Source organism: Amycolatopsis sp. NPDC098790 (assembly GCF_044759945.1).
Taxonomy (GTDB): domain Bacteria; phylum Actinomycetota; class Actinomycetes; order Mycobacteriales; family Pseudonocardiaceae; genus Amycolatopsis.
In genome coordinates this window covers 195,335-222,282 of record NZ_JBIWAI010000007.1, presented here as the reverse complement: position 1 = coordinate 222,282, position 26,948 = coordinate 195,335, and the positions used below count along the sequence as shown (strand labels likewise).

Here is a 26,948-nt window from a genome sequence, read left to right as displayed (position 1 = left end):
GTATCCCCCGGTCGTGGCGACGCCCGTTCGGGAGTACCGTCCGCACCGTCTCGTCGACGTGGGAGGTCACTGATGTCGGAGCCGCGGAAGATCGTCATCGTCGGTGCGGGCCTGGGCGGGGCGTCCGCCGCGGCCGCGTTGCGCGAACGCGGCTACCCCGGCGAAGTCCTGCTGATGGGATCCGACCCGCACCGGCCGTACGAGCTCCCCGCGCTGTCGAAGGGCGTCCTGCTCGGCAACGGCGACGAACCCGACTGGGTGCACGAAGAGAAGTTCTACGCGGAGAAGGACATCCGGTTCACCCCCGGCGTCACGGCCACGCGGATCGAGCTGGGCGCCCGCCTGGTCCTGGACGACGCGGGCGGCGAGCACCGCTACGACCGCCTGGTCCTGGCGACCGGCTCCCGGCCACGCTCGCTCCCGGTGCCCGGTGGCGACCTGCCCGGGCTGTACACGCTGCGCAGCCTCGACGACTCGCTCAAGCTGCGTTCGGCGTTCGCCGAAGCGGAGCGCGTGGTGATCGTCGGCGCCGGCTGGATCGGCTCGGAGGCCGCGGCGGCGGCCCGGACCCACAACGCCGACGTCACGGTCGTGGACCCGGTACCGGTCCCGCTGGCGAACGTCGTCGGCGAGACGGTCGGCGGGGTGTTCCGCGACCTGCACGTCTCCAACGGCGTGCACTACCGCCTGGGCGAGCAGGTCGCGGAGATCACGGGCGGCCCGGACGGCGTCCGCGGCGTCCGGCTCGGCAACGGCGAGGAGGTTTCGGCCGACGTGGTCCTGATCGCGGTCGGCGCGGCACCCCGGGTCGAGCTGGCCCACGCGGCGGGCCTGGAGCTGTCCGACGACGGCGGCGTGTGCGTGGACGCGGGCCTGCGCACGGCGGCCCCGGACGTGTACGCGGTGGGCGACATCGCGGCGCACTTCCACCCGCGCTACGGGCGCCGCATCCGCGTCGAGCACTGGGCGAACGCGAAGGACCAGGGGACGCACGTGGCGCAGAACCTGCTGGGGGAGAACGAACCGTTCCTCGGGTCGCCGTACTTCTTCACCGACCAGTACGACCTGGGGTGCGAGTACCGGGGTCTCGCGGACCCGGCGTCGGACGAGCTGGTCGTCCGCGGCGACCTGGCGGCCCGCGAGTTCACCGCGTTCTGGCTGCGCGACGGCGAAGTCGCGGCGGCGATGAACGTGAACATGTGGGACGACGGCGACGCACTGGGCGCTTTGGTCGACGGCCGCGCGAAGGTGACGGCGGACCAGCTCAAGACGGCTGATCTGGCGTCGCTCGGCTGAGTCCCTCGCGGATCAGCGTGTCGAGCCGCCGCCAAGCGGGGGAGGACGCGTTGACCGCGCCCTGCACCAAAGCCGGGATCGCGGAACCCCGTTCGTACGTGGGCAGATCCGAGCCGTAGCGCGCCCGCGTCGCCGCGAGGAGCTTCTCGGCGAGGGCGTCCACGCGCGGGTCGTCCGGAGGGACGTCGTGCAGCCGGTCGTACTCCAGGACCACGGCGAGCAGGTCCGGATCGTCCAGCATCGACGACTGGTCGCGGAAGTTCGCGCGAGCGGTCTCCGGGTGCGTGGCGAACACCAGCAGCCACAGATCGCTTTGCAGCGCCACCCACCGTTCGGTGAACCCGAGGTCGCGCAAGCGGGACAGGAAAGCCACCACCGGCGCGGGCAGGGCGGACAGGTGCCCGTCCGCGAGCTGCCGCAGCCGGGCCCGGGTGTCCTGCAACCCGCGGATCCGGGCGGCGAGGTCGTCGTCGATCTGCCGGAGCGCCGGCCCGAGGCCGTCGCCCGAACGGAGTTCGCGGATGCGGGCCAGCGGCACGCCCGCCTCGGCCAGCGTGCGGATCTTGATCAGCTCGACGGCGTCGGCCGCGCTGTAGCGGCGGTAGCCGGACGCGTCGCGCGGCGGCTCCGGGAGGAGGCCCTTGGCGTGGTAGACGCGGATCGTCTTGGCCGTCACCCCGACGTACCCGGCGAGCTGTCCGATGGTGAGCACCCCGCCATCGTCGCACTTGACCTTGCCCCTGGGGCAAGGTTGCACGATGGCGGGCATGGCGGACTACGAGACCCTGCGCGCGCTGGCCGACGAGGGCAACGAAACGGCGCTCGACCGGCTCGCCGACCTCGCCGAAGCCCGCGGCGACGTCGAAGAGCTGAGCGAGCTGTTGGACGAAGGCTGCGACCACGCCGGCGCGCTGCTGACCCGCCGCGCGGTCGCCGCGAACGACCTCCTGGAGCTGCAGCGGATCGCCGACGCCGGCCACGAACCGGCCGGCGAAGAGCTGGAGCGCCTGCTCAGGCCGTAGCGGGCCGCGCCAGGGTCAGGTACGCCACCAATGCCAGCGCCGCGAACCCGGCCATGGTCGCGGCCATCGGCACCGCCGTCCCCGGCCCGCCGAGCCCGACCAGCGGCGTCGCCACCGCGCCGACCACGAACTGCAGGACTCCGAGCAACGCCGACGCCGCCCCCGCCGACCGCGCGTGCGACGCCAGCGCCAGCGAACTCGCGTTCGGCATCACCAGCCCGATGCTCGACACGAGCAGGAACAACGACACCAGCAGGAACGCCAGCGGAGCCCGCGTCAAGGCAGCCACCAGAACGAGAGCCCCGCCGAAAACCCCCAGCAGCAGCCCGGAAAGCAACAGTGCTCGCTCGGAAACCCGGCCGACGAGCCGCCCGTTGAGCTGGCCCGCCAGCACGATCCCGACGCCGTTGACGCCGAACACGACGCTGTACGCCTGCGGGCTCAGCCCGTACACGCCCTGCAGCGCGAACGACGACCCGGAGATGTAGGCGAACATCGACGCGAACAGCAGCCCGGACGCCAGCGCGTACCCGGCGAACGACCGGTCCAGCGCCAGCCGCCCGTAGGTTCGCATCACCTGGCCGAGCCGCGCCGGCGACCGGACGCGCGAAGGCTCCGGCAGGAAGAACGCCACCACGGCCAGCAGCAGCGCCCCGAACGCCGTCAGGACCACGAACACCCCGCGCCACGACGTCCAGTTCAGCAGCTGCCCGCCGATCAGCGGCGCCAGGATCGGGGCCAGCCCGCTGACCAGCATCAGCGTCGAGAAGAACTTCGTCATCGCGGTGCCGTCGAACAGGTCGCGCACCGTGGCGCGGGCGATCACGATGCCGGCCGCCGCGCCGACGGCCTGCACCAGCCGCGCGGCGACCAGCAGCCACGCGTCCGGGCTCACCGCGCACAGCACCGACCCCACGACGTACAGCACGAGCCCCACCAGCAGCGGGCGACGACGGCCGAACGAGTCCGACAACGGCCCGACCACCAGCTGCCCGAGCGCCAGGCCGACGATGAACGCGCTGAGCGTGAACTGGACCGTCGTGTCCGCCGCGTGGAGGTCGGCCGCCATCCGCGGCAGCGCGGGCAGGTACATGTCGATCGAAAGCGGTCCGAACGCCGAGAGGCCGCCCAGGATGAGGACGAACTTCAGCTGCGCCCGCCTGCTCGGCGCGGTACGTTCCGCCGTGGTGGTCATGCGCCTCCTGTCGGTCTCGACATCGACCAGCGACGCGATGACCTGCGCTATTCCGGCGTGTGATCGGTGACACGCGGTGCTCGAACGAGCACTGAACCGGTACTGATCCGATCAATTTTCCGACCGATTGGGCGTCAGCTCTGGATCGAGCGAACCGGCTGCGATATACATCGGATGTCTGGTCGGGCGGGTGAAGGGAAAATCCGTGCAGCTTGTGCGTCTCGGGGAGCCGGGGAGTGAGCGTCCGTTCGTGCGTGCCGACGACGGCACGACCTACGAGCTGGGCGGGCTGACCGCCGACGTCGACGGCGGGTTCCTCGCCACCGGCGGCATCGCCCGCGTGGCCGCCGCGCTCGCCGCCGGGGAGCTCCCGAAGGCCGACGTCGAAGGGCTTCGCGTCGGCTCGCCGATCGCCCAGCCCGGCAAGGTCGTCTGCATCGGCATGAACTACCGCCGCCACGCCGAGGAAACCGGCGCGACGCCGCCCACCGAGCCGGTCGTCTTCATGAAGGCGCCGGACGTCGTGGTCGGCCCGTCCGACGACGTCCTCATCCCGCGCGGCTCCACGAGCACCGACTGGGAGGTCGAGCTCGGCGTCGTCATCGGCAAGACCGCGCGCTACCTCGACAGCGTCGAGGAGGCCCTTGACTACGTCGCCGGCTACGTCGTCTCGAACGACGTTTCCGAGCGCGCGCTGCAGTTCCGCACCGCCCAGTGGGACAAGGGCAAGTCGTGCGAGAACTTCAACCCGCTCGGCCCGGCGCTCGTCCCGGCGGATGAGGTGCCCGACCCCCAGGACCTCGGCCTGCGGCTGTGGGTCAACGGCGAGAAGAAGCAGGACTCGTCCACCAAGGACATGATCTTCGGCGTCGCCGAAATCATCCACCACCTGAGCCAGGTGATGGTGCTGCGGCCCGGCGACCTGATCAACACCGGCACGCCCGAAGGCGTCGCGCTCGGGCAGCCCGACCCGAAGCCGTACCTGCGCGACGGCGACGTCGTCGAGCTCGAGATCGACGGGCTCGGCCGGCAGCGCCAGGTCGCGAGGCAGGCCTGACCATGGCGAAGATCACCGGCATGGAGGTCCTCGACGTCCGGTTCCCGACGTCGAGGGAACTGGACGGCTCGGACGCGATGAACCCCGACCCGGACTACTCGGCCGCCTACGTCGTGCTGCACACCGACGGCGGCCCGGACGGCTACGGCCTCGCGTTCACCATCGGCCGCGGCAACGACGTCCAGGCCGCCGCGATCCGGGCGCTCGCCCCGCACGTCGTCGGCCGGGACGTCCCGGAGGACGCGGCCGCGCTCGGCGACCTGTCCCGCACGCTCGTCGGCGACTCGCAGTTCCGCTGGCTGGGCCCGGAAAAGGGCGTAGCGCACATGGCCGTCGGCGCGATCGTCAACGCCGCCTGGGACCTCGCCGCCCGCCGCGCGAACCTCCCGGTCTGGCAGTTCGCGGCACGCATGACCCCCGAGGAACTGGTGTCCCTGGTCGACTTCCGGTACCTGTCCGACGCGCTCACCGAGGCCGAAGCCCTGGAGATCCTGCGCCGCGCGGAACCCGGCCGCGCCGAACGCGCGAAGCAGCTCGAAGCGCACGGCTACCGCGCCTACAGCACGTCCCCCGGCTGGCTCGGGTACGCCGACGCGAAACTCGTCCGGCTCGCCGAACAGGCCGTCGCGGACGGCTTCGAGATGATCAAGTTGAAGGTCGGCGGCAACCTCGAAGACGACGTCCGGCGGATGAAGCTGGCCCGCGAGACGGTCGGCCCGGACGTCCGGATCGCCGTCGACGCCAACCAGCGCTGGGACGTCCAGGCCGCGGTCGACTGGATGACCGAACTCGCGCCGTACGACCCGTACTGGATCGAGGAGCCGACGTCCCCGGACGACGTCCTCGGCCACGCGGCCATCGCGAAAGCGCTTGCGCCGATCCGGGTCGCGACCGGTGAGCACGTCCAGAACCGCGTCATCTTCAAGCAGCTGCTGCAAGCGGACGCGATTTCGGTGCTGCAGCTGGACGCCGCCCGCGTCGGCGGTTTCAACGAGAACCTCGCCACCCTGTTGCTGGCCGCCAAGTTCGGCGTCCCGGTGTGCCCGCACGCCGGTGGTGTCGGGCTCTGCGAACTCGTCCGGCACCTGTCGATGTTCGACTTCGTGGCGGTGTCCGGCACCGACGCGGACCGCTCCATCGAGTGGGTCGACCACCTGCACGAGCACTTCACCGACCCGGCCGTCGTCGAGCGCGGCCGGTACCTCGCCCCGACCGCACCCGGGTTCTCCGCGCGCATGCACGACGCCACGCTGCGCCGGTTCCGGTTCCCGGACGGTCCCGAGTGGACGGAGACCGCAAGTGAGTGAATTCGAGGGCCTGGTGGCCGCCGTCACCGGAGGCGCCTCGGGCATCGGCAAGGCGGCCGCGGACCTCCTGACCGCCCGCGGCGCGCAGGTGGCCGTGCTGGACCTGAAACCGGGGGACGACGGCTTCCGCTGCGACGTCTCCTCCGACGACGAAGTCCGGTCGGCGATCGACGCCGTCGTCGAACGCTTCGGGCGCCTCGACATCCTCGTCAACAACGCCGGGATCGGTGCTCAGGGCGACGTCACGGGCAACGACGACGACGAATGGCACCGCGTGTTCGACGTCAACGTCGTCGGCATGGTCCGGCTCGCCCGCGCCGCGCTGCCGCACCTCAAGAACTCGCCGTCCGCGGCGATCGTCAACACCTGCTCCATCGCGGCCTGGGCCGGCCTGCCCAACCGCGCGCTCTACTCGGCCAGCAAGGGCGCGGTGCTCTCGCTGACCCTGGCCATGGCGACCGACCACCTGCCCGACCGCGTCCGCGTCAACTGCGTCTGCCCGGGCACGGCGGACACCCCCTGGGTGGGCCGCCTGCTCGACGCCGCCGCCGACCCGGCGGCCGAACGCGCGGCCCTCGCCGCCCGCCAGCCCATGGGCCGGCTGGTCACCGCCGAGGAGGTCGCGAACGCGATCGTCTACCTCGCGAGTCCCCTCTCCGCTTCGACCACCGGCACCGCGCTCGCGGTCGACGGCGGCATGTACGGCCTGCGCCCGCGCGGCCCGGTCCAACCCCAGTAGAACTTGATTTCCGCTGTCATCAAGGAGGATGCGGTGCGTGCAGCGTCATTCAAAAGCAGGGTGATCACGGCGGCCGCCACGGCCGCCGTCTGCGGCCTGGTCCTGGCTTCCTGCGGGTCCACAAAGGACAACGCGTCGGCGCCCGCGGCAGGTGGCGGCGCCGGCGGCAAGGTCGGCGCGACCCTGCCCCTGCTGACCTCGCCGTTCTGGCAGGCCTACAACAACTACGTGCCGAAGATGGCCGCGGAAGAGGGCGTCGACGTCCTCCCGACGGTCAACGCCGACAGCGACCCCGCGAAGCTGATCACCGACATCGGCACCTTCCTCAACCAGGGCGTCAAGGGCCTCGTCGTGACGCCGCTGGACTCGGCCGCCATCGTCGCCGGGCTCAAGCAGGCGGAGAACAAAGGCGTGCCAGTCGTCGCCGTCGACGTCGCCCCCGAGAGCGGCAAGGTCGCCATGGTCGTGCGGGCCGACAACAAGGCCTACGGCACCAAGGCGTGCGACGCGATCGGCGCGAAGGTCAAGTCCGGCAAGGTCGTGCAGATCATGGGCGACCTCGCGTCGGTCAACGGCCGCGACCGCTCGGAAGCCTTCCGCGACTGCATGAAGGCCAAGTACCCCGGCGTCCAGGTGCTGGAGATCCCGGCCGAGTGGAAGGCCGACAAGGCATCGTCCGGTTTGGACAGCATGCTGACCGCCAACCCGGACATCAAGGGCGTCTACATGCAGGCCGGCGGCGTCTACCTGGCCCCGACCGAGCAGGCCCTCAAGCGCAAGAACCTGTTCTTCCCGGTCGGCGACCCGAAGCACATCGTGCTCGTGTCCAACGACGGCATCCCCCAGGAGCTGGCCGCGATCCGCGCCGGCGAGCTGGACGCCACCGTGTCCCAGCCGGCCGACGCCTACGCGAAGTACGGCCTGTACTGGCTGAAGAAGGCCATGGCAGGAGAGACGTTCAAGGCCGGTCCGACCGACCACGACAGCACCATCGTCGAGATCAGCCCCGGCATCCTCGAAGACCAGCTGCCCGCGCCCGTCATCACCAAGGACAACGTGGACGACAAGGCCCTCTGGGGGAACAACCTGTGACCGCGCTGCCCGCCGGCGAACCCGCCGTCCCGGTGGTCAGCGCCGTAGGTGTCGGGAAGCGCTACGGCCCCACCGTGGCGCTGCACGACGTCAGCCTCACCGTGCACCCCGGCGAGTCGCACGCGCTCGTCGGGCGCAACGGGGCCGGCAAGTCGACGCTCGTCTCCATCCTCACCGGCCTGTCCGCCACGGACACCGGGCACGTCGAGTTCGGCGGCGAGCCGGCCCCGCCACTGTCCAAACAGGACGATTGGAAGGCGCGCGTCGCCTGCGTGTACCAGCACGCGATGGTCGTCCCGCAGCTCACCGTCGCCGAGAACCTGTTCCTCAACCGGCAGGCCGGCGGCGGGTTCTCGATCGGCTGGAAGTCGTTGCGGCGCAAGGCCCGCGAACTGCTGGATTCGTGGGACGTGCACGTCGACGTCGACACCCCGGCCGGCGAGCTGTCGGTCGAGGACCGGCAGTTCGTCGAGATCGCCCGCGCGCTCTCCTACGGCGCCCGGTTCATCGTCCTCGACGAACCGACCGCGCAGCTGGACAGCCAGGCGATCGAGCGGCTCTTCGAGCGGATGCGCCAGATGCAGGCGGGCGGGGTGACGTTCCTGTTCATCTCGCACCACCTGCACGAGGTGTACGAGGTCTGCCAAGCCGTCACGGTGCTGCGCGATGCGAAGCACGTGCTCACCGCGCCGGTGGCCGACGTCGGCAAGGCCGAGCTGGTCGACGCGATGACCGGCGAGCCCGGCGGTCTCTCGGTCCGTGACGCGGCTTCCCGCGAGTCGTTGGAAGCGGACGCGGCGGAAATCCTTTCGGTGGACGGCTTGTCCGGCGACGGCTTCCGGGACGTCTCCTTCCGGCTGCGCCGCGGCGAGGTCGTCGGGCTCGCGGGCAGCAACGCCAGCGGGAAGCACCAGGTCGCCGAGACGGTCTACGGCCTGCGGACGCCGTCCGCGGGCACGGTCCGCGTCGACGGCTCGCCGCTGCGGCCGGGCGACATCCCGGCGGCGATCCGGGCGGGCGTCGGGTGCGTGCCGCGCGACCGGCACCACGAAGGATTGGTGCTGGAGCACTCGATCGCGGACAACGCCACCCTGTCCATTTTGGACCGGATGGGGCGCGGCGGGATCGCGTCGCCCACCGCTCGGCGGGCGAAGGCGTCGCAGGCGTTGAAGGACTACGACATCGTGGCCGCGAGCGCCGAGCAGCCCGTGTCGGACCTCTCCGGCGGCAACCAGCAGAAGGTCGTGCTGGCCCGGGCCCTGATCGGCGACCCGCGGGTCGTGGTGCTGATCAACCCGACCGCCGGGGTGGACGTGAAGTCGAAGGAGGCGCTGCTCGCGGTCGTCGACCGGGTGCGCGCCGAGGGCAAGGCGGTGCTGATCGTCAGCGACGAGCTCGACGACCTGCGCCTGAGCGACCGCGTCCTGGTGCTGCGCGCCGGGGCCGTCGTCGCCGAACACCAGGCCGGGTGGTCCGACGGCGACCTCGTGGCCGACATCGAAGGAGTCGAGCTTTCGTGACCGACGTGATGACCTCCCCCTCGACGCAGCTGCCCGCGCCACCCCGGCGCCGCAAGGCCGTCTGGCTGCGTGAACTCGCACTCTTGCCCGCCCTGGTCGTGGTGTTCGTCATCGGCGGCCTGGTCGACGACACGTTCGTCGGCTGGAGCAACATCGTCAGCATCCTGACCGCGTCGGCGGCGCTGTCGCTGGTCGTGCTGGGCGAGTCGCTGGTGCTGATCACCGGGAAGTTCGACCTGTCGCTGGAATCGACGATGGGCCTGGCGCCCGCGCTGGGCGCGATGGTCGTGATCCCGGCGGCGTCGGCCGGCTTCGGCATGGAGCTGCCCGCCGCGATCGGGCTGCTGGTGATCCCGCTGTGCGGGGCGCTGGTCGGGTTCGTCAACGGCTTCCTGATCGTGAAGCTGAAGCTGAACGCCTTCATTGTGACGCTGGCGATGCTGACCGTGCTGCGCGGTGTGCAGGTCGGCTCGACCAAGGGCAAGACGCTGTTCAACCTGCCGGACTCGTTCACCAACCTGGCGACGACGACGTTCGCCGGGCTGCCGATGTCGGTGTGGCTGGCGGCGCTGCTGTTCGCCGTGGCCGGCTGGGTGCTGCGCTACCACCGCGTCGGCCGCGCGCTGTACGCGATCGGCGGCAACCGCGAAGCCGCGCGGGCGGCCGGGGTGCGCGTCGACCGGATCGCGTGGGCGGTGTTCGTCGTCGCCGGGATCCTCGCGGCGATCGGCGGGCTCGCGTACACGGGTTATGTCGGCGCGCTGGGCGCGAACCAGGGGTCGGGGATGATCCTGCAGGTGTTCGCGGCGGCGGTGATCGGCGGCGTCTCGCTCGACGGCGGCAAGGGCACCCTCGTCGGTGCCCTGACCGGCGTCCTGCTGCTGTCGTCGGTGTCGAGCCTGCTCAACTACGCGCACGTGACGGCGGAGTGGCAGGGCGCGATCTACGGCGCCATCATCCTGGTCGCGCTGATCATCGCCCGGTACGCGGGCGGAAAGCCCCAGACCTGATGGTCAGCCTGTGATCATCGGATCACTGTCAGGAAGCTTCGGCAGCGGGTTCCTCGGTGGCCGTCGGGTCGTCCGCGGTGCCCAGTGCGTTGCGCAGCCACTGCTCGACGCCCGCGACGTGCACGGTCGCCCACGAGCGGGCCAGCTCCGGCTCGCGCGCCGCGATGGCCTCGTAGATGGCCGTGTGCTGCTCCCGCGTCTTCGCGACCGCGCCCTCCTGGGTGAGGCCGCGCCAGATGCGGGCGCGGGCGGTCGGCCCCGACAGGCTGTCGAGCAGCGAGCACAGCACCGGGTTGCCGGAGCCGTCGGCGATCTTGCGGTGGAACTGCAGGTCGTTGGCGACGAGCGCCTCGACGGTCGGCGAGTCCTCCAGCTCGCCGAGCAGCTGGCCCAGCTCGGTGATGTCGTCGTCGCTCATGTGCAACGCGGCCAGCGCGGTCGCCGCCGGCTCGAGGATCCGCCGCACGGCGAGGAAGTCGAGCACGGTGTCGTCGCGGTGGAAGTCCACGACGAACGTCATCGCGTCGAGCAGCAGGTTCGGCTCGAGGCTGGTGACGTACGTGCCGTCGCCCTGGCGGACGTCGAGCACCCTGATCAGGCACAACGCCTTGACGGCCTCCCGCAGGGAGCTGCGCGAGAGCCCGAGCCGCTGGGCCAGCTCGGCCTCCTTCGGCAGCCGGTCGCCCGGCGCCAGCTCGCCGGAGATGATCATGTCCTTGATCTTGTCGATCGCGACATCGGTGACGGGCATCGCGTCCGCCCTCCCTGCAACAGACCTCGGATGTTTCGGTGTTCGACACCAGCGTGCCATGACCCGGCCAAGGAGTGGTGATGACCCACCAGCCCGCACCGCAAAGAGTGGCTTTGCATACCCGGCTGAAGCCCGGGAAAGAGGCCGAGTACGAGTCCGTCCACGCGGTGATCCCACCCGAGCTGGACACCGCCCTGCGCGAGGCCGGAGTGCGCGAATGGCGGATCTGGCGTAACGGTCTCGACCTCTTCCACGTCGTCGAAGTCGACGACTACGCGGCGATGCGGGCGGCCCTGCGGGACCACCCCGCGAACGTCCCCTGGCAGGCCCGGATGGCCGAGCTGCTGGCCGTCGAAGACGACTACTCCGGCGGCGACACCGGCATCGGGCTGGTCTGGGAACTGCCGGAAAAGGAGTGACGGCGTTGGAACTCTCCCTGTCCCCGCTGGGTCTCGGCTGCGCGCAGCTGGGCAACCTCTACCACGCGATCAGCGACGAGACGGCGGCCGCAACGGTGCGCCGCGCGTGGGACGAGGGCGTTCGCTACTTCGACACGGCACCGCACTACGGCCTCGGCCTCTCCGAGACCCGCCTCGGCGCGGCGCTGCGGTCGTTCCCCCGCGACGAATACGTGCTGTCCACGAAGGTCGGCCGCGTGCTGGAGCCGAACCCGGACGGCGCCGGCGACGTCGACGACGAGGGCTTCGCCGTCCCGGCCGCGTACAAGCGGCGCTGGGACTTCAGCCGCGACGGCGTTCTGCGTTCGTTGGAGGACAGCTTGACGCGGCTCGGGCTCGACCGCGTCGACATCGTCTACGTCCACGACCCCGACGACCACTTCGAGGAAGCTCTGCGCGGCGCGTTCCCGGCGTTGCGCGAACTGCGCGAGCAGGGCGTGATCGGGGCGTTCGGCGCCGGGATGAACCAGGCGCCGATGCTCACGGAGTTCGTCCGCCGGACCGATCTCGACGTGCTGCTCGTGGCCGGGCGCTACACGCTGCTCGACCAGCCGGCGCTCGACGAGCTGCTGCCGCTCTGCCTCGACCGCGGCGTGTCCGTGGTCGTCGGCGGCGCGTTCAACGGCGGCATCCTGGCGACCGCGGAGCCGGGCCGCTTCTACGACTACGCCGAGGCTTCGGCGGAGCTGGTCGAGCGCGCCGGGCGGATCGCGGCGATCTGCGCGCGCCACGGCGTCGAGCTGCCGGAAGCCGCGCTGGCGCTGCCGATGGCGCACCCCGCGGTGGCGTCCGTCGTCGTCGGCGCGCATGATCCTTCGCAGGTCAGCGTGAACGCGCGGCGCGCGCGGGCCGCCGTGCCGCCGGAACTGTGGGCCGACCTGGTCGACGCGGGCCTGCTGCGCGCCGACGTCGTCCTCGCCGAAGGAGTCTCGTGATCGATTCGCACCACCACCTGTGGGACCCGGCGCGGCGCGAGTACCCGTGGATGGCGGGGGAGGCACTGGACCCGATCCGCCGTCCGTACACGGTGGACGACCTGCGCGAGGTGACCAAGGCGGCCGGCGTGCACGCGACCGTGCTGGTCCAGACGGTGTCGTCGGCTTCGGAGACCGAGGAGTTCCTGGCGATCGCTTCCGCGGAACCGGTCGTCGCGGGCGTGGTCGGCTGGGTGGACCTGGCGGCTCCCGACGTCGCGGAGCGGTTGGCTTCTTTGGCCGGCCCGCTGGTCGGGATCCGGCACCAGGTGGAGAACGAGCCCGACGCCGGCTGGCTGCTGCGGCCGTCGGTGCTGGCGGGATTGAACGCGGTGGCGTCGGCGGGCCTGGCGTACGACCTGCTGGTGCGGGTCGACCAGCTGCCCGCGGCGGCGTCGCTGGCGGCACGGCTGCCGGAGCTGCGGCTGGTGCTGGACCACGCGGCGAAACCGCCGATCGCGGCGGGGGAGTGGGAGCCGTGGGCGTCCGGCGTCGCGGCGCTGGCCGCGCGCGAGAACGTCGTGTGCAAGCTCTCCGGGCTGGTCACGGAGGCGGACTGGACGGGCTGGGAGGTCGGGCACCTGCGCCGGTACGTCGACCACGTGCTGGACGTGTTCGGACCTTCGCGGCTGCTGTTCGGCTCGGACTGGCCGGTCTGCGAGCTGGCGGCGTCCTACGAGCTGGTCGTGGACGCGGCGATCGCGCTGACGGGCTCGCTGTCGGACGCCGAGCGGCTGGGCGTGTTCGAGCACAACGCCCGCCGCGTCTACGGCTTGGATGCGGGCGGGGAGACCCCTTCCAGGGGGTAAAAGAGGTTTCCCCGCCCGCCGCTGGGGTGGCTCAGAACTCTTCGTCGCGGATCATGCCGCGCAGCCGGGTCAGCGCCCGGTGCTGCGTCACGCGGACGTTGCCCGCGGAGATCCCGAGCGCTTCGGCGGTCTCCTGCGCGGAGAAGCCGACGGCGATGCGCAGGGTCAGGATTTCCTGCTGCACGCGCGGCAGCGAGGCGAGCAGCCGCCCGAGGCGCGCACCGAGGTCGAGGTGCAGCGCGTGCGATTCGGGCTCGTTGCCGGCGACGAGCGGGCGTTCCGGGAGCTCGGGGACGGGCTCGGAGCGGTCGCGGGCGACGGCGCGGTAGGCGTCGGCGACCTTGTTGGCCGCGATCGCGTGGACGAGGTAGAGGAAGGAGCCGCCGCGGTCCTGATAATCGGGAAGGGCCTTCAACACCGCGAGGCAGACCTCCTGCGCGACGTCGTCGGCCGAGAGGTAGGAGAGGTCGCGGCCGCCCATCCGCGCGCGGCAGTACCGCACCACGACCGGCTCGATCATCTTGAGCAGGGTGTGGACGGCGGCGGGGTTGCCCTCGCCCGCGTCCTTGACGAGCGGGTCGAGGTCCTCCTTCGTCAGCCGTCCGCTGGGCCTCGGAGATGACTCCAGAGTGCGATAATCGCGATCGCTGCCGTCGGATTGCTGGGCGGTCCTCGTCGGTGCTGTCATGAGTCGTCTCCCCGGCCGACCCTCGACCGTCGCTGCCGGGGGTTCCACTCTCCGTGACGTTCTGATCGCAGATACTCCGGCGGACCCGGTCTTACCTGCGTTCCGTGCGACGCTGGGTAATCGTAAGCACCTCATGGGGGATCAGTCCAGATTTCAACGACCAATACCCCGTTAGCAGCAGCGACCGTGATGTTACCGCGACCCGGCCGCGCACATTGCGATTAATCGGTTTCAGGATGTGCCGAGTTCACCCGTCAGTGGAAGACGGCCACGGAAGCGGCAGTCACGGTCACGGCGAGCGACGCGACGGCGGGCAGCATCGAGCCCATCGCAACGGGCCGTCCGGTCCGCAGGGTGCGTTCCCGCCGCACGCCCACGCCCGCGAGCAGGGCCGATGTGACGGCGGCGAACACCACGGGGACCAGGGCGGCACCCCCATGGCGCTGGGCGGCGGAGTGCAGGAGCAGTACGGTGCAGGCGGCGGAGGCGAGGGCGGTCCGCCGCCAGGCGAGCCCGGTCCGCTCGGCTTGAGCCCCGCCGGGGCTGGTCACGCGGGGGTCCGGGGGCGGATGACGGTACTTCTGACGTCGCGATAATCGCGAGGACGCGGTATTCGGGCAGCGAACGGGAATGAAGCCCGGTTGAGCCGAATGGCCGGAGCGACGATTTCGGCGGCGCGGGTAACCCGATCGGGTGGGGTCCAAACGAGTGCGGTCCGTGGTCGCGCGCCCGTCTGGTGCCCGCCCGGCTTGGTGGGCTGCGCGCTCGCGGGTCGCGCGGTCCGGTCGGCCTCGGCCGGCTCAGCGGGGCGCGCGCTGGTGGCCGGTTCAGTTCGAGGCGGCGGGGCCGGCTGGTCGTGCTGAACGGTGCCGGCCGCCTCAAGCCCGGCTGGTTCGGCGGGCCGCGGGCCGGGGGTCGGTTGGGTTCGAGGCGGCGCGGCCGGCGCGCCTTGTTGCGCGGTGTGGGTCGGCTCGCGCTCGGTTGGTGCGGTGCGTCGGGGGCTCGCGGCCGGCTTGGGCCGGCCGGACCTGGCTGGCTCGGTGTGCCGCGTGCCGGCGGCCGGTTCGATCCGAAGCGGCGCGGCTGGCTCAGGGTGCCGCGCATTGGCGGCCGGCTCGGCCTGAAGCCGCGCGGCCGGCTCGCCTTGCTGCGCGGTGCCGGTCGGCTCGCGCCCGGTCGGCTCGGTGTGCCGCGCGCGAGCGGCTGGCTCGATCCGCGGCGGCGCGGCTCGTTTGGTGGGCCGCGGGCCGGCGGCTGGCTCGATCCGAAGCAGCGCAGCCCGCTCGGTGTGCCGGGCGCTCGGCTCGACCCGAAGCACCTCGGCCGCCCGTCCGCCCGTGCGCACCCCGGCCAGCGTCGTCACGACACAACCAACAGCACGGCCGCCGCCACGATCAGCGCCAGCAGGCCGCCCGTCAAAACCACGATCATCCAGCTCCGCGGCAACGGCTCCCCGGCCCGCATGGCGACCTGCACCCGCCGCCACCGCGGATAAGCCGTCGCCGCCAGCGCTGCCGCCAGTACCACGCACAACCCCGCCAGTACCGCGCTTGCCGCCGCGGGGGCCGGCACCAGCTGGTGGACCGCGACCCCTCCCGCCAGCAATCCCAGCGCCGTCCGCAGCCACGCCAGGAACGTCCGCTCGTTCGCCAGCGTGAAGCGGTAGTCCGGTTCGCTGCCGCCCGAGTGCGGGGTGATGTCGTCCGAGGCCACGCCCCCAGACGCTAGCCGGTGTGGGCCGACGCGGCGCCTTCGGTGTGGTGCGCGAACACCCACCAGCGCAGCACCGCGAACCGCACGAACCCGCCGACCAGGCTGGCCAGCAGCAGCGTGCCCGTCTCTTCCCACGACGTCGGCCGGTCGACCACCGCGTCCAGGATCGCCAGCACCGCCGAGCCGTACCCCGCGTAGAACGCGAACGTCAGCAGGTCCTGCAGGTGTCGCTTCCCCGCGTTGCTCTGCCGCCCCGCGAACGTCACGCGGCGGTGGAACTCCGTGTTGCCGATGGTCGTCAGCGCGATCGCGACCAGGTTCGCCACCTGGGAGCCGAGCTGGTCGCGCAGCAGGAGGAACAGCACGGCCTGGACGCCGGTCGTCACCACGCCGGCCACGACGTACCACGCCGCGTGCGTGCCGAGCTCGTGGTGGCGTTCGGGGTCGGTGGCGAGGAGCCGGTGCTCCGGTGCGCACCTGGTGGTGGCCATGATCCCAACCTACCCTGCATTCACAAACTTGTGAATGTGTTAAACCAGTTGAAGAAATGTGATCCCGGCGACACCGCCGGAGTTTCGGCCTTCGGGGCCTCGGGTAGGTCACCACCGATGATGCCCATTGCCTACGCGCCGGGAGAGACCAGTGAGTGACCGTGACGCGGCCGAACCGGAAAGCTTGGACCCCAGCGAAGCGCTGGACGAGGACGAGCTGCGCGTGGACCCCCTCGAAGAGGGTATTGAGCCGCCCGAGCACTGGAGTGCCGCCGACCGCTTCGGCACGACGCCGAGAGAAGTCCGCGAGGGCGAGCCGATGGACCAGCGCCTCGCCGAAGAGGTGCCCGACACCGAGCCGGAGCCGGTCCCGGAGCGCCCGCTCGCGGTGACGCCGGCCGACGAGCTCGACGAGTCCGTCGAGGACGCGCCCGCCGACTTCGAGCCGGTGACCCCGGAGGACGAGGTGCCGCGCCGGCACGCCGACTCCGATCCGCGCGAACAGGCGGATTACGCGGGCGGCTCCGTGGCGGACGCCATCCGCGAGGCGCGGCAGGGCTGATCCGCTCAGACTGCACGTCCGAACGGACGCCCCTAGCGTGGGGGCTTCCAGTGCATCGGACCGCGACGAAGGGAAGGCCGTAGATGCTGACCGTGACCGAAGCCGCCGCCGAGGCGATCACCGCACTGACCAGCCAGGGGGAGGGCGACGCCGGGCTCCGCCTGGCGGTCCAGAACGCCGACGGCGAGAGCGCGCAGCTCGCGCTGTCCGTCGCCCCCGAACCCGCGGAGGGCGACAGCGTGCTCGGCGCCGAGGAAGGCCCGAAGGTCTTCCTGGAACCGCAGGCCGCGGCGCTGCTCGACGACAAGGTGCTCGACGTCCAGGAGGACGAAGCCGGCGGAGTCGCCTTCGCCGTGCTGCCGCAGCACACCAGCTGACCCCGGCGGACGGGCCTTTCGCGACGTGGCGAGAGGTCCGTTCACCGGCGCGCCGATGACATGAACGACTCTTTCATGTCGTCGGACGAGGTGAACGAGTCGTTCACGCCATCCCCGCCAGGCGCGCACCGCCTCTGCAGGCGGACCGCTGGCCCAGGTCAGTCGGCGCCAGGCGCACACCACCTCTGCAGGCGGACGGCCAGCTCGGGTCAGTCGGCGCGCCAGGTGCGCACCACCTCTGCTGGCGGGCAGCCGGACCGGGTCAGCCGGCTCGCCACGCGCGCACCGCCCTCTCCTGGCGGAGCGCCGGCTCGGGATGGCCGGCCAGGCGCGCACCAGCTCTGCCGGCGGACCGCCGGACCAGGTCAGCCCGCTCGCCAGGCGCGCACCACCTCCTCCGCGCGTGCCCGCAGCAACTCCGCGGCATGCGCCCGCGCGTATTCCAGCGACGGCGCGTGGTCGATCAACGCGCTGCTCCCCACCACCCCCAACCGCGCCAATCCCGCGGCATCGAGCTGGATCCGCCCGGCGAGCACCACCAGCGGAATCCCGCGCACCCGGTCCGCGATCCCGGCCGGCGCCTTGCCGTTGAGGCTCTGCTCGTCGAGCGACCCCTCCCCGGTGATGACGAGATCCGCACCCCGCAAGGCCTGGTCCACCCCGGTCAATCCCGCGATGAGGTCGAACCCGGACTCCACGGAAGCCCCGAGCGCGATCGCGGCCGCGGCCACCCCACCGCCGGCCCCCGCCCCCGGCACCCGCGAGACGTCCGGAGCACCACCCACCTGCAACGCGTGCGCCCACCGCCCGAGTGCTTCGTCGAGCAACTCGACCTCCGACGGCCCCGCACCCTTCTGCGGCCCAAATACCGCCGCTGCCCCCGATGGCCCCAGCAACGGGTTCGTGACGTCGGTCGCCACCGCCACACTCACCCCGTCCAGCCGCTCCCGCACCGGCGCCAGCTCGGCCGACGCGACGCGGCCCAGCGTGCCGCCGCCCAAGCCGACCGGTGCGCCGAACGCGTCCAGCACACCCGCGCCGAGCGCGCCCAGCATTCCGGCGCCGCCGTCCGTGCTGGCCGTGCCGCCGACCGTCAGGACGAGCCGGCGGGCGCCGTGCACCAGCGCGTCCATGAGCAGCTCGCCGACGCCCCACGTGTGCGCGGCCAGCGCCGTTTCCGGGCTGGGCTCGACGAACTCGATCCCGCACGCCCGCGCGGACTCCACATACGCCGTGCCGTCCAAAACCGCATAAGACGCCGCGACGGACTCCTCCAGCGGACCGCGGACCGTCAGCCGGACGATCCGCGCGCCCGCCGCTTCGAGGACGTCGAGGGTGCCTTCGCCGCCGTCGGCGACCGGGCACGTGACGACCTCGGCGTCCGGCAAGGCATCGCGCACGCCGAGCGCGATCGCCTCCGCCGCCTCGACCGCGGTGAGACTGCCCTTGAACTTGTCGGGCGCGATGACGACCTTGGTCACGGCTTCACCTCCGTCAGCGGGGCACGCCCGCCCAGCACTTCGACGACGTTGCGCGCGGCCAGCACGGCCATCGCCGTCCGCGTTTCCACCGTGGCGGACCCGAGGTGCGGGCTCAGCACGACGTCGTCGCGGCCGAGCAGCCGCGGTTCGACCTCGGGCTCCTTCTCGAACACGTCCAGCGCCGCCCCGGCGATCTCCCCGGCCTCGAGGGCGTCCGCCAGCGCGGCCTCGTCGACGACCGGGCCGCGGGTCGTGTTCACCAGGTAGGCACCGGGTTTCATGGCGTGCAACGCTGCCGCGTCGATGAGGTGCCGGGTCTCGGGCGTCAACGGGCAGTGCAGCGAAACGACGTCCGACCGCGCCAGGAGTTCTTCGAAGGACACGAATTCCGCGTCGGTGTCCTGTTTCGACCGTCCCGAGTAGACGATCGACATCCCGAACGCCTCCGCGCGGCGGGCCATCGCGCGGCCGATCTGGCCGAGCCCGACGATGCCGAGCGTCTTGCCCTGCAGGCCCGAGCCGAGCAGGAACCCGAGGTGGAACGACCACGGCGTGCGCGAGCGCAGCAGCCGTTCCCCTTCGCCGATCCGCCGCGTGACGGCGAGCAGCAGGCCGAACGCGAGGTCGGCGGTCGCGTCGGTCAGCACCCCCGGCGTGTTCGTGACGACGATCCCGCGCGACGCCAGCGCCGGCACGTCGACGTTGTCGTACCCCACGGCGACGTTCGCCACCACCTTCAGCTCCGGCCCGGCGGCGTCGGCCAGCGCGCCGTCGAGCCGGTCGTGCAGCATCCCGACGACGGCCGAAGCGCCGGAGACGAACTCGTGCAGTTCGCCCGGCGCCAACGGCCGATCGGCGGGCGACACTTCCACGTCGCCCGCCTCGGCGAGGAGCTTCACCGCGTCGTCGGGAATCCATCGGGTCACCACGATCTTGGCCACCCCGACAGACTAGTTCACGGCACCGACAATTTTAGCCTCGCTGAACCGCGTCGAGGACGATCTCCGACTGCGCGGCGGCCCCGGCTCCGTTGGGGTGGAAGGGGAACGCGAGCAGCAGCGGGTTGCTCGTCGAGATCGGGATCAGGCCCTCGACGTACCGGACAGTGGGCGCTTGGCAGGCGTCGTGCCCGAGCGTGGGGGAGTAGGTGTCGACGAGTTCGACGCCGTTGTCCGCGGCCACGCGCGCGAGCATCGCGTTCATCGAAAGGAACTTCGCCTGCAGGTAGGCGACGTCGCCATCGGCGATCGGGATGACCGGCCAGCAGCCCTTCCCGCTCGAGGGCAGCCCGGCGAGGTAGTTGACCAGCAGGATCCGCGCGTTCGGCGAGCGCTCTTTGATCGCCCGCAGCGATGCGGCGACCTTCGGTTCTGTCGCCGCGACAGCGTTTTCCAGCTGGTCGACGCCGCCCGCGGTGAACTTCGCCTTGCACGTGCTGACCGGCAGCAGGTTGAGGCACTTCGTCACGGCGGAGGCGAGTCCGATGTCGTTGCCGCCGATCCCGACGGTGACCAGGTCCGTGGTGGCCGTGAGCCGGTCGAACTGCGGCGGGTTCGTCCCGCCGAGCGGCAGCTTCTGCGGCTGCGTGAAGTCGGTCGTCGTCGCGCCGCCGCAGCTCGCGTCGCGGAACGTCTCGACGCCCAGCGCGCCGGCCAGGTCGTGCGGGTAGTCCGAAGTGGACTGCGCGCAGTCGAGCGGGGTGAACTCGGTGCTGGGCGGCAAGGTGACGAAGACGTCGGCGGTCCACGAATCGCCCAAGGCGACGTACTCGTGGTAGGCCGGGCTCGCCGACGCCGGGGCGGCGAAGGCGAGCACGGCGAGCGCGGGGATGGTGAGCAGGGCGGACAGGCGCTTGCGCATGCTGCCTCCGTTGGCGAGCAGGGTGAAGGACTTACACACTCAGCTCGCACGCGGTGAAAAGTCAATCGGCCTCACCCGGCCCGGTCACGCCGATCGGCGTGGGTAATCAGACCCTGGTCAGCCGCGCCACCGCGCTCGCGTACCCGCTTCCCGGCAGGTCGACGTCGAGGCCGTGGCTCAGCAGCACCGCCCCGTCGTGGACGACGCCGCCGGAGTCGCGGTACCGGGCCGATGGGTCCAAACCGGCCAGCCGCGGCGGCGTCACCGGCCGCGCGAACTCCGTGGGACGCCGCCAGAAGAACACGACGACCGAGCCGTCCAGCACGTACTGGACGGCGGTCAGCGCCGACGTCGCCGGGTCCGCCAGCCGGTACAGCTCGCCGTGCTGCACGACCGGCCGGATCTCCTTGTACAGCGCCACGAGTTCGGCGGCCTCGGACAGCTCGGCGGCGGACCAGCGGGGCAGGTCGCCGCCCAGCCCGAGCACGCCGGCCATCGCGACGTGGAACCGGAAGCTCAGCGGCGCTTCGCGGCCGGTCGTCGGGTTCGGGCTGTCGGTGACCCAGGCCGACATCGTGCCCGCGGGATAGATCTGCCCGTAGCCGTGCTGGATGGTGATCCGGTCGGCGGCGTCGGTGTTGTCGGACGCCCAGATCTCGTCGGTGCGCGCGAGGATCCCGAGGTCGGTGCGCCCGCCGCCGCCCGCGCAGCCCTGGATCCGCAGGGCCGGGTGGTCGGCGCGCAGCCGGTCCAGGATCGTGTGCACCGCGCGGACGTGGTCCACCCACACGCGCCCGGCCTCGCCGCCCGGCCAGCCGGCTTCGGTGAACGCGCGGTTCATGTCCCACTTGAGGTAGTCGATGCCGTGCTCGCCGACCAGCCGGTCGAGCCACTTGTGCGCCCAGTCGGCGACGTCCGCGCGCGCGAAGTTCAGCACGAGCTGGTTGCGCAACGTGGTCCGGGAGCGGTTCGCCATGTGCAGCACCCAGTCCGGGTGCGCGCGGTAGAGGTCGCTGTCCGGGTTGACCATCTCCGGCTCGACCCACAGCCCGAACTTCATCCCGTGTGCGTGGACGGCGTCGGCCAGCGGCCGCAGACCCGCGGGGAAGCGCTGTTCGTTGGGGGTCCAGTCGCCGAGCCCCGCCGTGTCGCCGGTGCGGGCGCCGAACCAGCCGTCGTCCATGACGAACAGCTCGGCCCCCAGCCGCGCCGCCGCCTCGGCGAGCGACGTTTCGGTCCGCTCGTCGACGTCCCAGCCGGTCGCCTCCCATGAGTTGTAGACGATCGGCCGCAGCTCCTCGGGGTACGGCTGGATGAACTCGCGGACGTACGCGTGCCACCGTCGGCTGGTCCCGCCGAAGCCGTCGGCCGCGTAGAGCCCGGCGAACACCGGTGTCTCCCACGTTTCGCCGCGCAGCAGCCGCCAGCCGACGTGATCGTGGCCGAACCCGCCGGTCCACGTGACGCGGCCGGTGTGCGTGTGCTCGACCGTGATCCGCCAGCTCCCGCTCCACGCGAGCGCGGTCGACCACACTTCGCCCGCCGTCTCGGTCGCGTCGCCCGCGTCGAGCATCACCCAGGGGTTCACCTGGTGGCTCGAGACCCCGCGACGGCTGGTGAGCGTGGTTTCGCCGACCGGCACGGCTTCGCGCAGCACGCCGTACTCGGCACTCCACGCGCCCGACGTCCGGGTCAGCCGCGCCCCGGCGCGCCGCGGGAGTGTCCAGGACGCGGAATCCGTGCGCAGCAACGAGATCGGGGCCTCGCCGGTGTTGCGCAGCGACGTCCAGCGCTCGACGACGTCGCCGCGGACGCGGTAGTGCAGCGAGAGTTCCAGGGGGTAGTGCCGGTCGGCGAGCCGGACGACCAGGGAGTCCTCGGTGCTGGTGTGCCCGTCGTACCGCCATTCGAGCGCCGACGTCCCGTCTTCGTAGCGCACGGCCAGGGCGGCGACGCCGAAGAACGCGCCGCCTTCGGCCGGGAATTCCTGCCGCTCGTCGCCCGGCTCGTCGAAGCTGCTGTCGGCCGGGTTGCGGCGCGCGGCGACCTGCGTGGCCTGCGACAACGTCAGCGGCGGGCCCCAGTGGACGTGCCGCGGGCGGTCGTCGGCGTCGAGCCGGAAGGCGTAGGAGCTGTCGGGGGTGCGCAGCAGCCAGAGCCGGTGCGCGGGGTCGTGTTCGACGAGCGACATGATCCGGAGCGTAGGCGTGACCAGCCGAAAAATAAATTCTTGACGAAGTTAATTAATCCTGCCTACCCTTCCGGCCATGCCTCGCAGTGCACCGGCAAGGGCGCCGATCACCAGTCCCGCGGCAGCGACCGTGTTCACCACGGTCCTGACCGAAGGGCCGGTGTCGCGTGTCGACGTCGCCCGGCGCACCGGGTTGTCGTCGGCCGCGGTCACCAAGGCGGCCAGGCCGTTCATCGAGGCCGGCTACCTGGAAGAACTCGCCTCCGAAGGCCGGACGACTCCGGGGGCCGGCCGCCCCGCCAACCCCCTGGCGATCCGGCCGGACCGCGAGTACTTCGTCGGCGTCAAGATCACCGGCGACGACCTGATCGGCGTGGTCACGGACCTGCGCGCCGACGTCCGGGCCAGCGCCCACCACGCGCTGAAGAGCCACGACGTCGGCCACGTCGTCCGCGCGCTGGCCGACCTGGTCGGCGAGCTGCTGGCCGGGCCGACGCCGGACGGCACCAGCAACCTCCGTGACCGCGCCTACTGCCTGGGCGTCGCGGTTTCCGGTGACGTCGACCGCGCTTCGGGCGTCGTCCGGTACTCGCCGTTCCTCGGCTGGCGGGACGTCCCCCTGGCGTCCCTGCTGGAAGACGCGACCGGGCTGACCGCGACGCTGGAGAACGACGTCAAGGCGCTCGCCGTGGCCGAGCAGTGGTTCGGCGAAGGCGTCGGCGCGTCGTCGTTCGCGCTGGTCACGGTGGGTACGGGCATCGGCAGCGCGCTCGTCGTGAACGGCGACCTGGTCCGCGGCGCGCACGGCGTCGCCGGCGAGATCGGGCACGTACCGGTCGCCGACGGCGGCCCGCCGTGCCACTGCGGCGGCCGGGGCTGCGTCGAGGCGATCGCGTCCACGGAAGCGATCCTGACGCTCGCTCGCGACGTCTCCGGCGAACCCGCGCTGACCATGGAAGACGCCGTGACGCGCGCCCGTGGCGGCGACGAGCCCCTGCGCGGGGTGTTCGCCGGGGCCGGGCACGCGATCGGGCTCGGCCTGGCCGCGCTGGTCAACCTGTTCGGTCCCGAGCGGGTCGTGGTCTCGGGTGAAGGCGTCGCCACCTACGACCTGTTCGAAGACCAGATCCGCCGGACCTTCGCGGTCCAGGCGTTCGGCAGCGCCGCCCGCTGCGGCCTGGTGATCCGGCCGCTGCCGTTCGAGGAGTGGGCGCGGGGCGCGGCCGCCGTCGCCATCCAAAGTCTTTTCGTCGCCGAGAGCGTCTAAGGAGTCCCTTGTGAGCCCCATGAACCGCAGAAGCTTCCTGGTCGGTTCCGTCCTCTTCGCCGGTGGTGCCGCCCTCGCGGGCTGCACTTCGGACCCGTTGAACAAGAACGCGGGCGCCGCTTCGGGCGCGAAAGTCACGTTGCAGCAGTGGTACCACGCCTACGGCGAATCCGGGACGCAGCAGGCCGTCCAGCGGTACGCGCAGGAGTTCACCAAGGCCAACCCGGACATCGCGATCAACGTCAGCTGGATCGCCGGCGACTACGAGACCAAGCTGAACTCGGCGATGCTCACCGCGCAGGCCCCTGACCTGTTCGAACTGGGCGACTTCCGGTACCAGAACGTCAAGAACGGCCTGCTCGCGCCGCTCGACGACATCGTGAACCCGGTGAAGGCCGACTTCAGCCCGGCCGCGCTGGACACCGTGACCGTCGACGGCAAGATCTACGGCGTCAAGATGATCGACGACGTCATGATGCTGTACTACCGCAAGAGCGCGCTGCAGGCCGCGGGCGTCCAGCCGCCGCAGACGTTCGCCGAGCTCCTCGAAGCGACGCGGAAGCTGAACAACGGCAAGCAGAAGGGCCTGTACGTCGGCACCGACGGCGTCGGCGAAGCGGCGACGCTCCTGCTCTGGTCGTCCGGCGGGGACTTCTTCGACTCGAGCGGCAAGAAGGTCGCGTTCGCCTCTCCCGAGGCCATCGCCGCGATCGGCGGGCTCAAGCAGCTGCACGACACCGGCGGCCTGCTCCAGGGCTACCCGACCGACTGGTCCGACCCGGGCGCGTTCGCCAACGGCGCCACCGCCATGCAGTGGGGCGGCCTGTGGTCGCTGCCGGACATCAAGAAGGCCCTGGGTGACGACTTCGGCGTCGTCGCGTGGCCGAAGTTCGGGGACACCGGCAAGCAGGTCGCGCGCGTCGGTGGCTGGTACCAGCTGGCCAACGCGAAGTCGGCCAATCTGGACGCCGTCAAGAAGTTCATCGACTGGCTGTGGATCAAGAACGCCGACCTGCAGAAGGACTGGTGCGTCAAGTACGGCTTCCACATCCCGGCCCGCAAGCCGGTCGCGGCGCAGACGACCGAGTTCTCCAGCGGTCCGGCGAAGGACGCCGTGACGATCTCCCAGCAGAACGGCAAGTCGTACTCGGGGCTGTGGAACAAGGCATCGGCGACGCTGTTCCTGCAGGCCGCGACGAAGATCGCGAACGGGCAGGCCGACCCGGCCGCCGAACTCGGCGACGCGGCGAAGAAGGCGCAGGCCGAAGTCGACAAGCAGCTGGCATGACGGCCTTGATGGACGCTCCGGCGGTCCCGGCGGCGGCTGCGAAGAAGCGTCGCCGGCGCCGGGACTGGCGCGCGATCGGCGCGTTCGCGGTGCTGACCGGGCCGGTCGTGCTCGGGCTGGGGCTGTTCAAGTACGTCGCGATCGCGTGGAGCTTCCTGCTCAGCTTCAACGACGCCCGCGGCACGATCTCCCTCGGGCATTGGATCGGCTTCGACAACTACGCGTTCCTGCTGGGTGACGACGCTTTCCTGACGTCGTTGTCGACGATCGCGGTCTTCACGGTGTTCATCGTGCCGATCACGTTCGTCGCGTCGCTGGGTCTCGCGGTGCTGATCAACAGCATCCGCCGAGGCAAAGCGTTCTTCCGGACGGTGTTCCTCATCCCGGCGGCGGTGTCGTACGTCGTCGCGGCGCTGGTGTGGAAGATGGCGCTGTTCAACGGCCTGCCGTCCGGCGTCGCGAACGTGATCGGCGGGCTGTTCGGCGCCGACCCGGTGCCGTGGCTGTCGACGACGAGCCCGCCGGTGTACTGGGTCGCGGTCGTGACGCTGCGGCTGTGGCTGCAGGTCGGGCTGTACATGATCCTGTTCCTGGCCGGGCTGCAGGCGATCTCGCCGTCGCTGTACGAGGCGGGGGAGCTGGACGGCACGACGAAGTGGCAGGCCTTCCGGTACATCACGCTGCCGCAGCTGCGGAACACGTCGGTGGCGGTGCTGCTGCTCATCCTGATCGCCGCGTTCCAGGCGTTCGACGAGTTCTACAACCTGTTCGGCACCGGGCTTTCCGGGACGGCGACCGCGCCGGTGAAACCGCCGCTCGTCTATCTGTACGACTCCGCGCTCGGCGACCAGAACTACGGCGTCGGCTCGGCGGGCGCGTTCCTGCTGACGGTGATCATCATCGTGATCACGCTGCTGCAGGGCCGGTTCGTCGGCTTCGGGAAGAAGGACTGATGGCCGTCCTCACCGCACCCCGGCGAGCGCCGAAGTACGTTCTCGCGTCCGTGCTGTCGCTGATCTTCCTGCTGCCGTTCTACATCATGATCCGCAACGCGCTGATGACGCGGCAGCAGGTCAGCTCGCCGGACTGGTCGTGGCTGCCGGACCCGTTGTCGTGGGTGAACTTCGGCGACCTGTTCGCCGACGCGTCGGTGCCCATGGCGCACTCGTTGTGGAACTCGTTCCTGGTCGCGATCGTCACCGCGCCCGTGGGGACGTTGTTCGGCTCGATGGCCGGGTACGCGCTGGCCCGGATCAACGTGCCCGGACGCCGTGCCGTGTTCACGTACGTGCTGGTCACGCTAATGATCCCGCAGTCGGTGACGTTCGTGCCGACGTTCGTCGTCGTCGGCTCGATGGGCGGCGTCAACACCGAGTGGGGCATCATCGCGCCGAACCTGTTCAGCGCGTTCACCGTGATCCTGTTCCGCAACTTCTACCTGCGGTTCCCCGCCGAAATCGAGGAGGCGGGCCGGCTCGACGGGCTGGGCTACCTCGGCGTCTACCGGCGCCTCGTGCTCCCCAATTCGGGCAGCATGATCGCGTCTCTGGGCGCGCTGATGTTCATCGAAAGCTGGAACGCGTTCCTGTGGCCACTGGTGATCGGGCAGGACCCGTCGTCGTGGACCGCGCAGATCGCGCTCTCGACGTTCCTGACCGCGCAGTCGGTCAACCTGCCGGCGCTGTTCGCCGGCGCTCTGGTCACCATCGCGCCGCTGGTCGCGATGTTCCTGGTCGCCCAGCGGTTCATCGTCCGCGGGATCGCGGCGAGCGGGCTCAAGGAGTAGGTCCCCCCCGATCG

The 26,948-nt window shown here is 71.3% G+C and carries 28 protein-coding genes; 17 read left to right on the top strand and 11 right to left on the bottom strand.

Features of this window, described 5'->3' with window-relative positions; translation table 11 throughout:
- Positions 1 to 72 precede the first annotated feature (72 nt).
- Positions 73 to 1,296, top strand: a complete 1,224-nt coding sequence (locus ACIQWX_RS41855; protein WP_400883702.1) for an NAD(P)/FAD-dependent oxidoreductase — start codon at positions 73 to 75, stop codon at positions 1,294 to 1,296.
- On the opposite strand, the gene ACIQWX_RS41850 is transcribed toward ACIQWX_RS41855, so the two are convergent.
- A complete protein-coding gene (locus tag ACIQWX_RS41850) occupies positions 1,265 to 2,008 on the bottom strand; it encodes a MerR family transcriptional regulator (protein WP_400883700.1) in 744 nt (247 codons plus the stop codon). The genes ACIQWX_RS41855 and ACIQWX_RS41850 overlap by 32 nt on opposite strands.
- 55 nt (positions 2,009 to 2,063) lie before the next feature.
- Here ACIQWX_RS41850 and ACIQWX_RS41845 point away from each other — a divergent pair, with 55 nt between their 5' ends.
- Positions 2,064 to 2,318 carry a hypothetical protein gene (locus ACIQWX_RS41845; RefSeq protein ID WP_400883698.1) on the top strand — a complete coding sequence of 85 codons (255 nt, stop codon included), beginning with the start codon at positions 2,064 to 2,066 and terminating at the stop codon, positions 2,316 to 2,318.
- Here the strand turns inward: ACIQWX_RS41845 and ACIQWX_RS41840 are convergent.
- Positions 2,308 to 3,513: a multidrug effflux MFS transporter gene (locus ACIQWX_RS41840; RefSeq protein ID WP_400883696.1), complete on the bottom strand. Its 1,206-nt coding sequence runs from the start codon at positions 3,511 to 3,513 to the stop codon at positions 2,308 to 2,310. The genes ACIQWX_RS41845 and ACIQWX_RS41840 overlap by 11 nt on opposite strands.
- Positions 3,514 to 3,718: 205 nt before the next feature.
- On the opposite strand from ACIQWX_RS41840, the gene ACIQWX_RS41835 reads away from it, so the two are divergent.
- The 6 genes from ACIQWX_RS41835 to ACIQWX_RS41810 are packed head-to-tail and all read left to right on the top strand — an operon-like array spanning position 3,719 to position 10,238.
- Entirely contained in the window at positions 3,719 to 4,570 is an 852-nt protein-coding gene (locus tag ACIQWX_RS41835; protein WP_400883694.1) for a fumarylacetoacetate hydrolase family protein, read from the top strand.
- A gap of 2 nt (positions 4,571 to 4,572) precedes the next feature.
- Positions 4,573 to 5,877, top strand: a complete 1,305-nt coding sequence (locus ACIQWX_RS41830) for an enolase C-terminal domain-like protein (protein WP_400883692.1) — start codon at positions 4,573 to 4,575, stop codon at positions 5,875 to 5,877.
- On the top strand, positions 5,870 to 6,616 hold the full coding sequence (locus ACIQWX_RS41825) for an SDR family NAD(P)-dependent oxidoreductase (RefSeq protein WP_400883690.1): 747 nt from the start codon (positions 5,870 to 5,872) through the stop codon (positions 6,614 to 6,616). The genes ACIQWX_RS41830 and ACIQWX_RS41825 overlap by 8 nt, the downstream gene beginning before the upstream one ends.
- Positions 6,617 to 6,676: 60 nt before the next feature.
- On the top strand, positions 6,677 to 7,708 hold the full coding sequence (locus tag ACIQWX_RS41820) for a sugar ABC transporter substrate-binding protein (RefSeq protein ID WP_400884336.1): 1,032 nt from the start codon (positions 6,677 to 6,679) through the stop codon (positions 7,706 to 7,708).
- A complete protein-coding gene (locus ACIQWX_RS41815) occupies positions 7,705 to 9,228 on the top strand; it encodes a sugar ABC transporter ATP-binding protein (RefSeq protein WP_400883688.1) in 1,524 nt (507 codons plus the stop codon). Before ACIQWX_RS41820 ends, ACIQWX_RS41815 begins: the two co-directional genes overlap by 4 nt.
- Positions 9,225 to 10,238 carry an ABC transporter permease gene (locus ACIQWX_RS41810; protein ID WP_400883686.1) on the top strand — a complete coding sequence of 338 codons (1,014 nt, stop codon included), beginning with the start codon at positions 9,225 to 9,227 and terminating at the stop codon, positions 10,236 to 10,238. Before ACIQWX_RS41815 ends, ACIQWX_RS41810 begins: the two co-directional genes overlap by 4 nt.
- Before the next feature lie 28 nt (positions 10,239 to 10,266).
- On the opposite strand, the gene ACIQWX_RS41805 is transcribed toward ACIQWX_RS41810, so the two are convergent.
- The gene (locus tag ACIQWX_RS41805; protein ID WP_400883683.1) at positions 10,267 to 10,989 is read right to left on the bottom strand and encodes a FadR/GntR family transcriptional regulator; all 723 of its coding nucleotides are present in this window, start codon (positions 10,987 to 10,989) and stop codon (positions 10,267 to 10,269) included.
- 80 nt (positions 10,990 to 11,069) lie between these two features.
- Between ACIQWX_RS41805 and ACIQWX_RS41800 the strand changes: the two genes are divergently transcribed.
- The 3 genes from ACIQWX_RS41800 to ACIQWX_RS41790 are packed head-to-tail and all read left to right on the top strand — an operon-like array spanning position 11,070 to position 13,230.
- On the top strand, positions 11,070 to 11,408 hold the full coding sequence (locus tag ACIQWX_RS41800) for an L-rhamnose mutarotase (protein ID WP_086674969.1): 339 nt from the start codon (positions 11,070 to 11,072) through the stop codon (positions 11,406 to 11,408).
- A gap of 5 nt (positions 11,409 to 11,413) precedes the next feature.
- On the top strand, positions 11,414 to 12,382 hold the full coding sequence (locus ACIQWX_RS41795; RefSeq protein ID WP_400883681.1) for an aldo/keto reductase: 969 nt from the start codon (positions 11,414 to 11,416) through the stop codon (positions 12,380 to 12,382).
- A complete protein-coding gene (locus tag ACIQWX_RS41790) occupies positions 12,379 to 13,230 on the top strand; it encodes an amidohydrolase family protein (RefSeq protein WP_400883679.1) in 852 nt (283 codons plus the stop codon). The genes ACIQWX_RS41795 and ACIQWX_RS41790 overlap by 4 nt, the downstream gene beginning before the upstream one ends.
- 31 nt (positions 13,231 to 13,261) lie before the next feature.
- Here ACIQWX_RS41790 and shbA read toward each other — a convergent pair whose 3' ends face one another.
- The 4 genes from shbA to ACIQWX_RS41770 form a co-directional block, all read right to left on the bottom strand.
- Positions 13,262 to 13,918: an RNA polymerase sigma factor ShbA gene (gene shbA, locus ACIQWX_RS41785; RefSeq protein WP_400883676.1), complete on the bottom strand. Its 657-nt coding sequence runs from the start codon at positions 13,916 to 13,918 to the stop codon at positions 13,262 to 13,264.
- 254 nt (positions 13,919 to 14,172) lie between these two features.
- Positions 14,173 to 14,469 carry a DUF202 domain-containing protein gene (locus ACIQWX_RS41780; protein WP_400883673.1) on the bottom strand — a complete coding sequence of 99 codons (297 nt, stop codon included), beginning with the start codon at positions 14,467 to 14,469 and terminating at the stop codon, positions 14,173 to 14,175.
- An 808-nt stretch (positions 14,470 to 15,277) separates the two neighbouring features.
- Complete coding sequence (locus ACIQWX_RS41775) at positions 15,278 to 15,631, bottom strand: YidH family protein (RefSeq protein ID WP_400883670.1); 354 nt, start codon at positions 15,629 to 15,631, stop codon at positions 15,278 to 15,280.
- A gap of 11 nt (positions 15,632 to 15,642) precedes the next feature.
- Positions 15,643 to 16,122, bottom strand: coding sequence for a GtrA family protein (locus ACIQWX_RS41770; RefSeq protein WP_400883668.1), 480 nt, complete (start codon positions 16,120 to 16,122; stop codon positions 15,643 to 15,645).
- A gap of 151 nt (positions 16,123 to 16,273) precedes the next feature.
- Here ACIQWX_RS41770 and ACIQWX_RS41765 point away from each other — a divergent pair, with 151 nt between their 5' ends.
- The gene (locus ACIQWX_RS41765; RefSeq protein ID WP_400883665.1) at positions 16,274 to 16,684 is read left to right on the top strand and encodes a hypothetical protein; all 411 of its coding nucleotides are present in this window, start codon (positions 16,274 to 16,276) and stop codon (positions 16,682 to 16,684) included.
- Positions 16,685 to 16,767: 83 nt separating this feature from the next.
- The gene (locus ACIQWX_RS41760) at positions 16,768 to 17,061 is read left to right on the top strand and encodes an iron-sulfur cluster biosynthesis family protein (RefSeq protein WP_020644357.1); all 294 of its coding nucleotides are present in this window, start codon (positions 16,768 to 16,770) and stop codon (positions 17,059 to 17,061) included.
- A gap of 365 nt (positions 17,062 to 17,426) precedes the next feature.
- On the opposite strand, the gene ACIQWX_RS41755 is transcribed toward ACIQWX_RS41760, so the two are convergent.
- From ACIQWX_RS41755 to ACIQWX_RS41740, 4 genes are all read right to left on the bottom strand, one after another.
- A complete protein-coding gene (locus tag ACIQWX_RS41755; protein WP_400883661.1) occupies positions 17,427 to 18,542 on the bottom strand; it encodes a glycerate kinase in 1,116 nt (371 codons plus the stop codon).
- Entirely contained in the window at positions 18,539 to 19,483 is a 945-nt protein-coding gene (locus ACIQWX_RS41750) for a 2-hydroxyacid dehydrogenase (RefSeq protein ID WP_400883658.1), read from the bottom strand. The genes ACIQWX_RS41755 and ACIQWX_RS41750 overlap by 4 nt, the downstream gene beginning before the upstream one ends.
- 31 nt (positions 19,484 to 19,514) lie before the next feature.
- On the bottom strand, positions 19,515 to 20,402 hold the full coding sequence (locus ACIQWX_RS41745) for an SGNH/GDSL hydrolase family protein (RefSeq protein ID WP_400883656.1): 888 nt from the start codon (positions 20,400 to 20,402) through the stop codon (positions 19,515 to 19,517).
- 106 nt (positions 20,403 to 20,508) lie between these two features.
- Positions 20,509 to 22,593, bottom strand: coding sequence for an alpha-galactosidase (locus ACIQWX_RS41740; RefSeq protein WP_400883653.1), 2,085 nt, complete (start codon positions 22,591 to 22,593; stop codon positions 20,509 to 20,511).
- Positions 22,594 to 22,669: 76 nt separating this feature from the next.
- On the opposite strand from ACIQWX_RS41740, the gene ACIQWX_RS41735 reads away from it, so the two are divergent.
- From ACIQWX_RS41735 to ACIQWX_RS41720, 4 genes are read left to right on the top strand one after another with little or no spacing between them, the layout of a single operon-like run.
- Positions 22,670 to 23,860, top strand: coding sequence for an ROK family protein (locus tag ACIQWX_RS41735; RefSeq protein ID WP_400883650.1), 1,191 nt, complete (start codon positions 22,670 to 22,672; stop codon positions 23,858 to 23,860).
- Between the two features lie 19 nt (positions 23,861 to 23,879).
- Positions 23,880 to 25,148, top strand: a complete 1,269-nt coding sequence (locus tag ACIQWX_RS41730; RefSeq protein ID WP_400883647.1) for an ABC transporter substrate-binding protein — start codon at positions 23,880 to 23,882, stop codon at positions 25,146 to 25,148.
- A complete protein-coding gene (locus tag ACIQWX_RS41725) occupies positions 25,145 to 26,101 on the top strand; it encodes a carbohydrate ABC transporter permease (RefSeq protein WP_400883644.1) in 957 nt (318 codons plus the stop codon). Before ACIQWX_RS41730 ends, ACIQWX_RS41725 begins: the two co-directional genes overlap by 4 nt.
- The gene (locus tag ACIQWX_RS41720; protein ID WP_400883642.1) at positions 26,101 to 26,934 is read left to right on the top strand and encodes a carbohydrate ABC transporter permease; all 834 of its coding nucleotides are present in this window, start codon (positions 26,101 to 26,103) and stop codon (positions 26,932 to 26,934) included. The genes ACIQWX_RS41725 and ACIQWX_RS41720 overlap by 1 nt, the downstream gene beginning before the upstream one ends.
- Positions 26,935 to 26,948: the final 14 nt, after the last annotated feature.

Coding starts and splice junctions, on each gene's coding strand:
- ACIQWX_RS41855 (WP_400883702.1), top strand. CDS start 73: ATGTCGGAGCCGCGGAAGATCGTCATCGTCGGTGCGGGCCTGGGCGGG.
- ACIQWX_RS41845 (WP_400883698.1), top strand. CDS start 2,064: ATGGCGGACTACGAGACCCTGCGCGCGCTGGCCGACGAGGGCAACGAA.
- ACIQWX_RS41840 (WP_400883696.1), bottom strand. CDS start 3,513: ATGACCACCACGGCGGAACGTACCGCGCCGAGCAGGCGGGCGCAGCTG.
- ACIQWX_RS41830 (WP_400883692.1), top strand. CDS start 4,573: ATGGCGAAGATCACCGGCATGGAGGTCCTCGACGTCCGGTTCCCGACG.
- ACIQWX_RS41805 (WP_400883683.1), bottom strand. CDS start 10,989: ATGCCCGTCACCGATGTCGCGATCGACAAGATCAAGGACATGATCATC.
- ACIQWX_RS41800 (WP_086674969.1), top strand. CDS start 11,070: ATGACCCACCAGCCCGCACCGCAAAGAGTGGCTTTGCATACCCGGCTG.
- shbA (WP_400883676.1), bottom strand. CDS start 13,918: ATGACAGCACCGACGAGGACCGCCCAGCAATCCGACGGCAGCGATCGC.
- ACIQWX_RS41770 (WP_400883668.1), bottom strand. CDS start 16,122: ATGGCCACCACCAGGTGCGCACCGGAGCACCGGCTCCTCGCCACCGAC.
- ACIQWX_RS41760 (WP_020644357.1), top strand. CDS start 16,768: ATGCTGACCGTGACCGAAGCCGCCGCCGAGGCGATCACCGCACTGACC.
- ACIQWX_RS41745 (WP_400883656.1), bottom strand. CDS start 20,402: ATGCGCAAGCGCCTGTCCGCCCTGCTCACCATCCCCGCGCTCGCCGTG.
- ACIQWX_RS41740 (WP_400883653.1), bottom strand. CDS start 22,593: ATGTCGCTCGTCGAACACGACCCCGCGCACCGGCTCTGGCTGCTGCGC.
- ACIQWX_RS41735 (WP_400883650.1), top strand. CDS start 22,670: ATGCCTCGCAGTGCACCGGCAAGGGCGCCGATCACCAGTCCCGCGGCA.
- ACIQWX_RS41730 (WP_400883647.1), top strand. CDS start 23,880: ATGAACCGCAGAAGCTTCCTGGTCGGTTCCGTCCTCTTCGCCGGTGGT.
- ACIQWX_RS41725 (WP_400883644.1), top strand. CDS start 25,145: ATGACGGCCTTGATGGACGCTCCGGCGGTCCCGGCGGCGGCTGCGAAG.
- ACIQWX_RS41720 (WP_400883642.1), top strand. CDS start 26,101: ATGGCCGTCCTCACCGCACCCCGGCGAGCGCCGAAGTACGTTCTCGCG.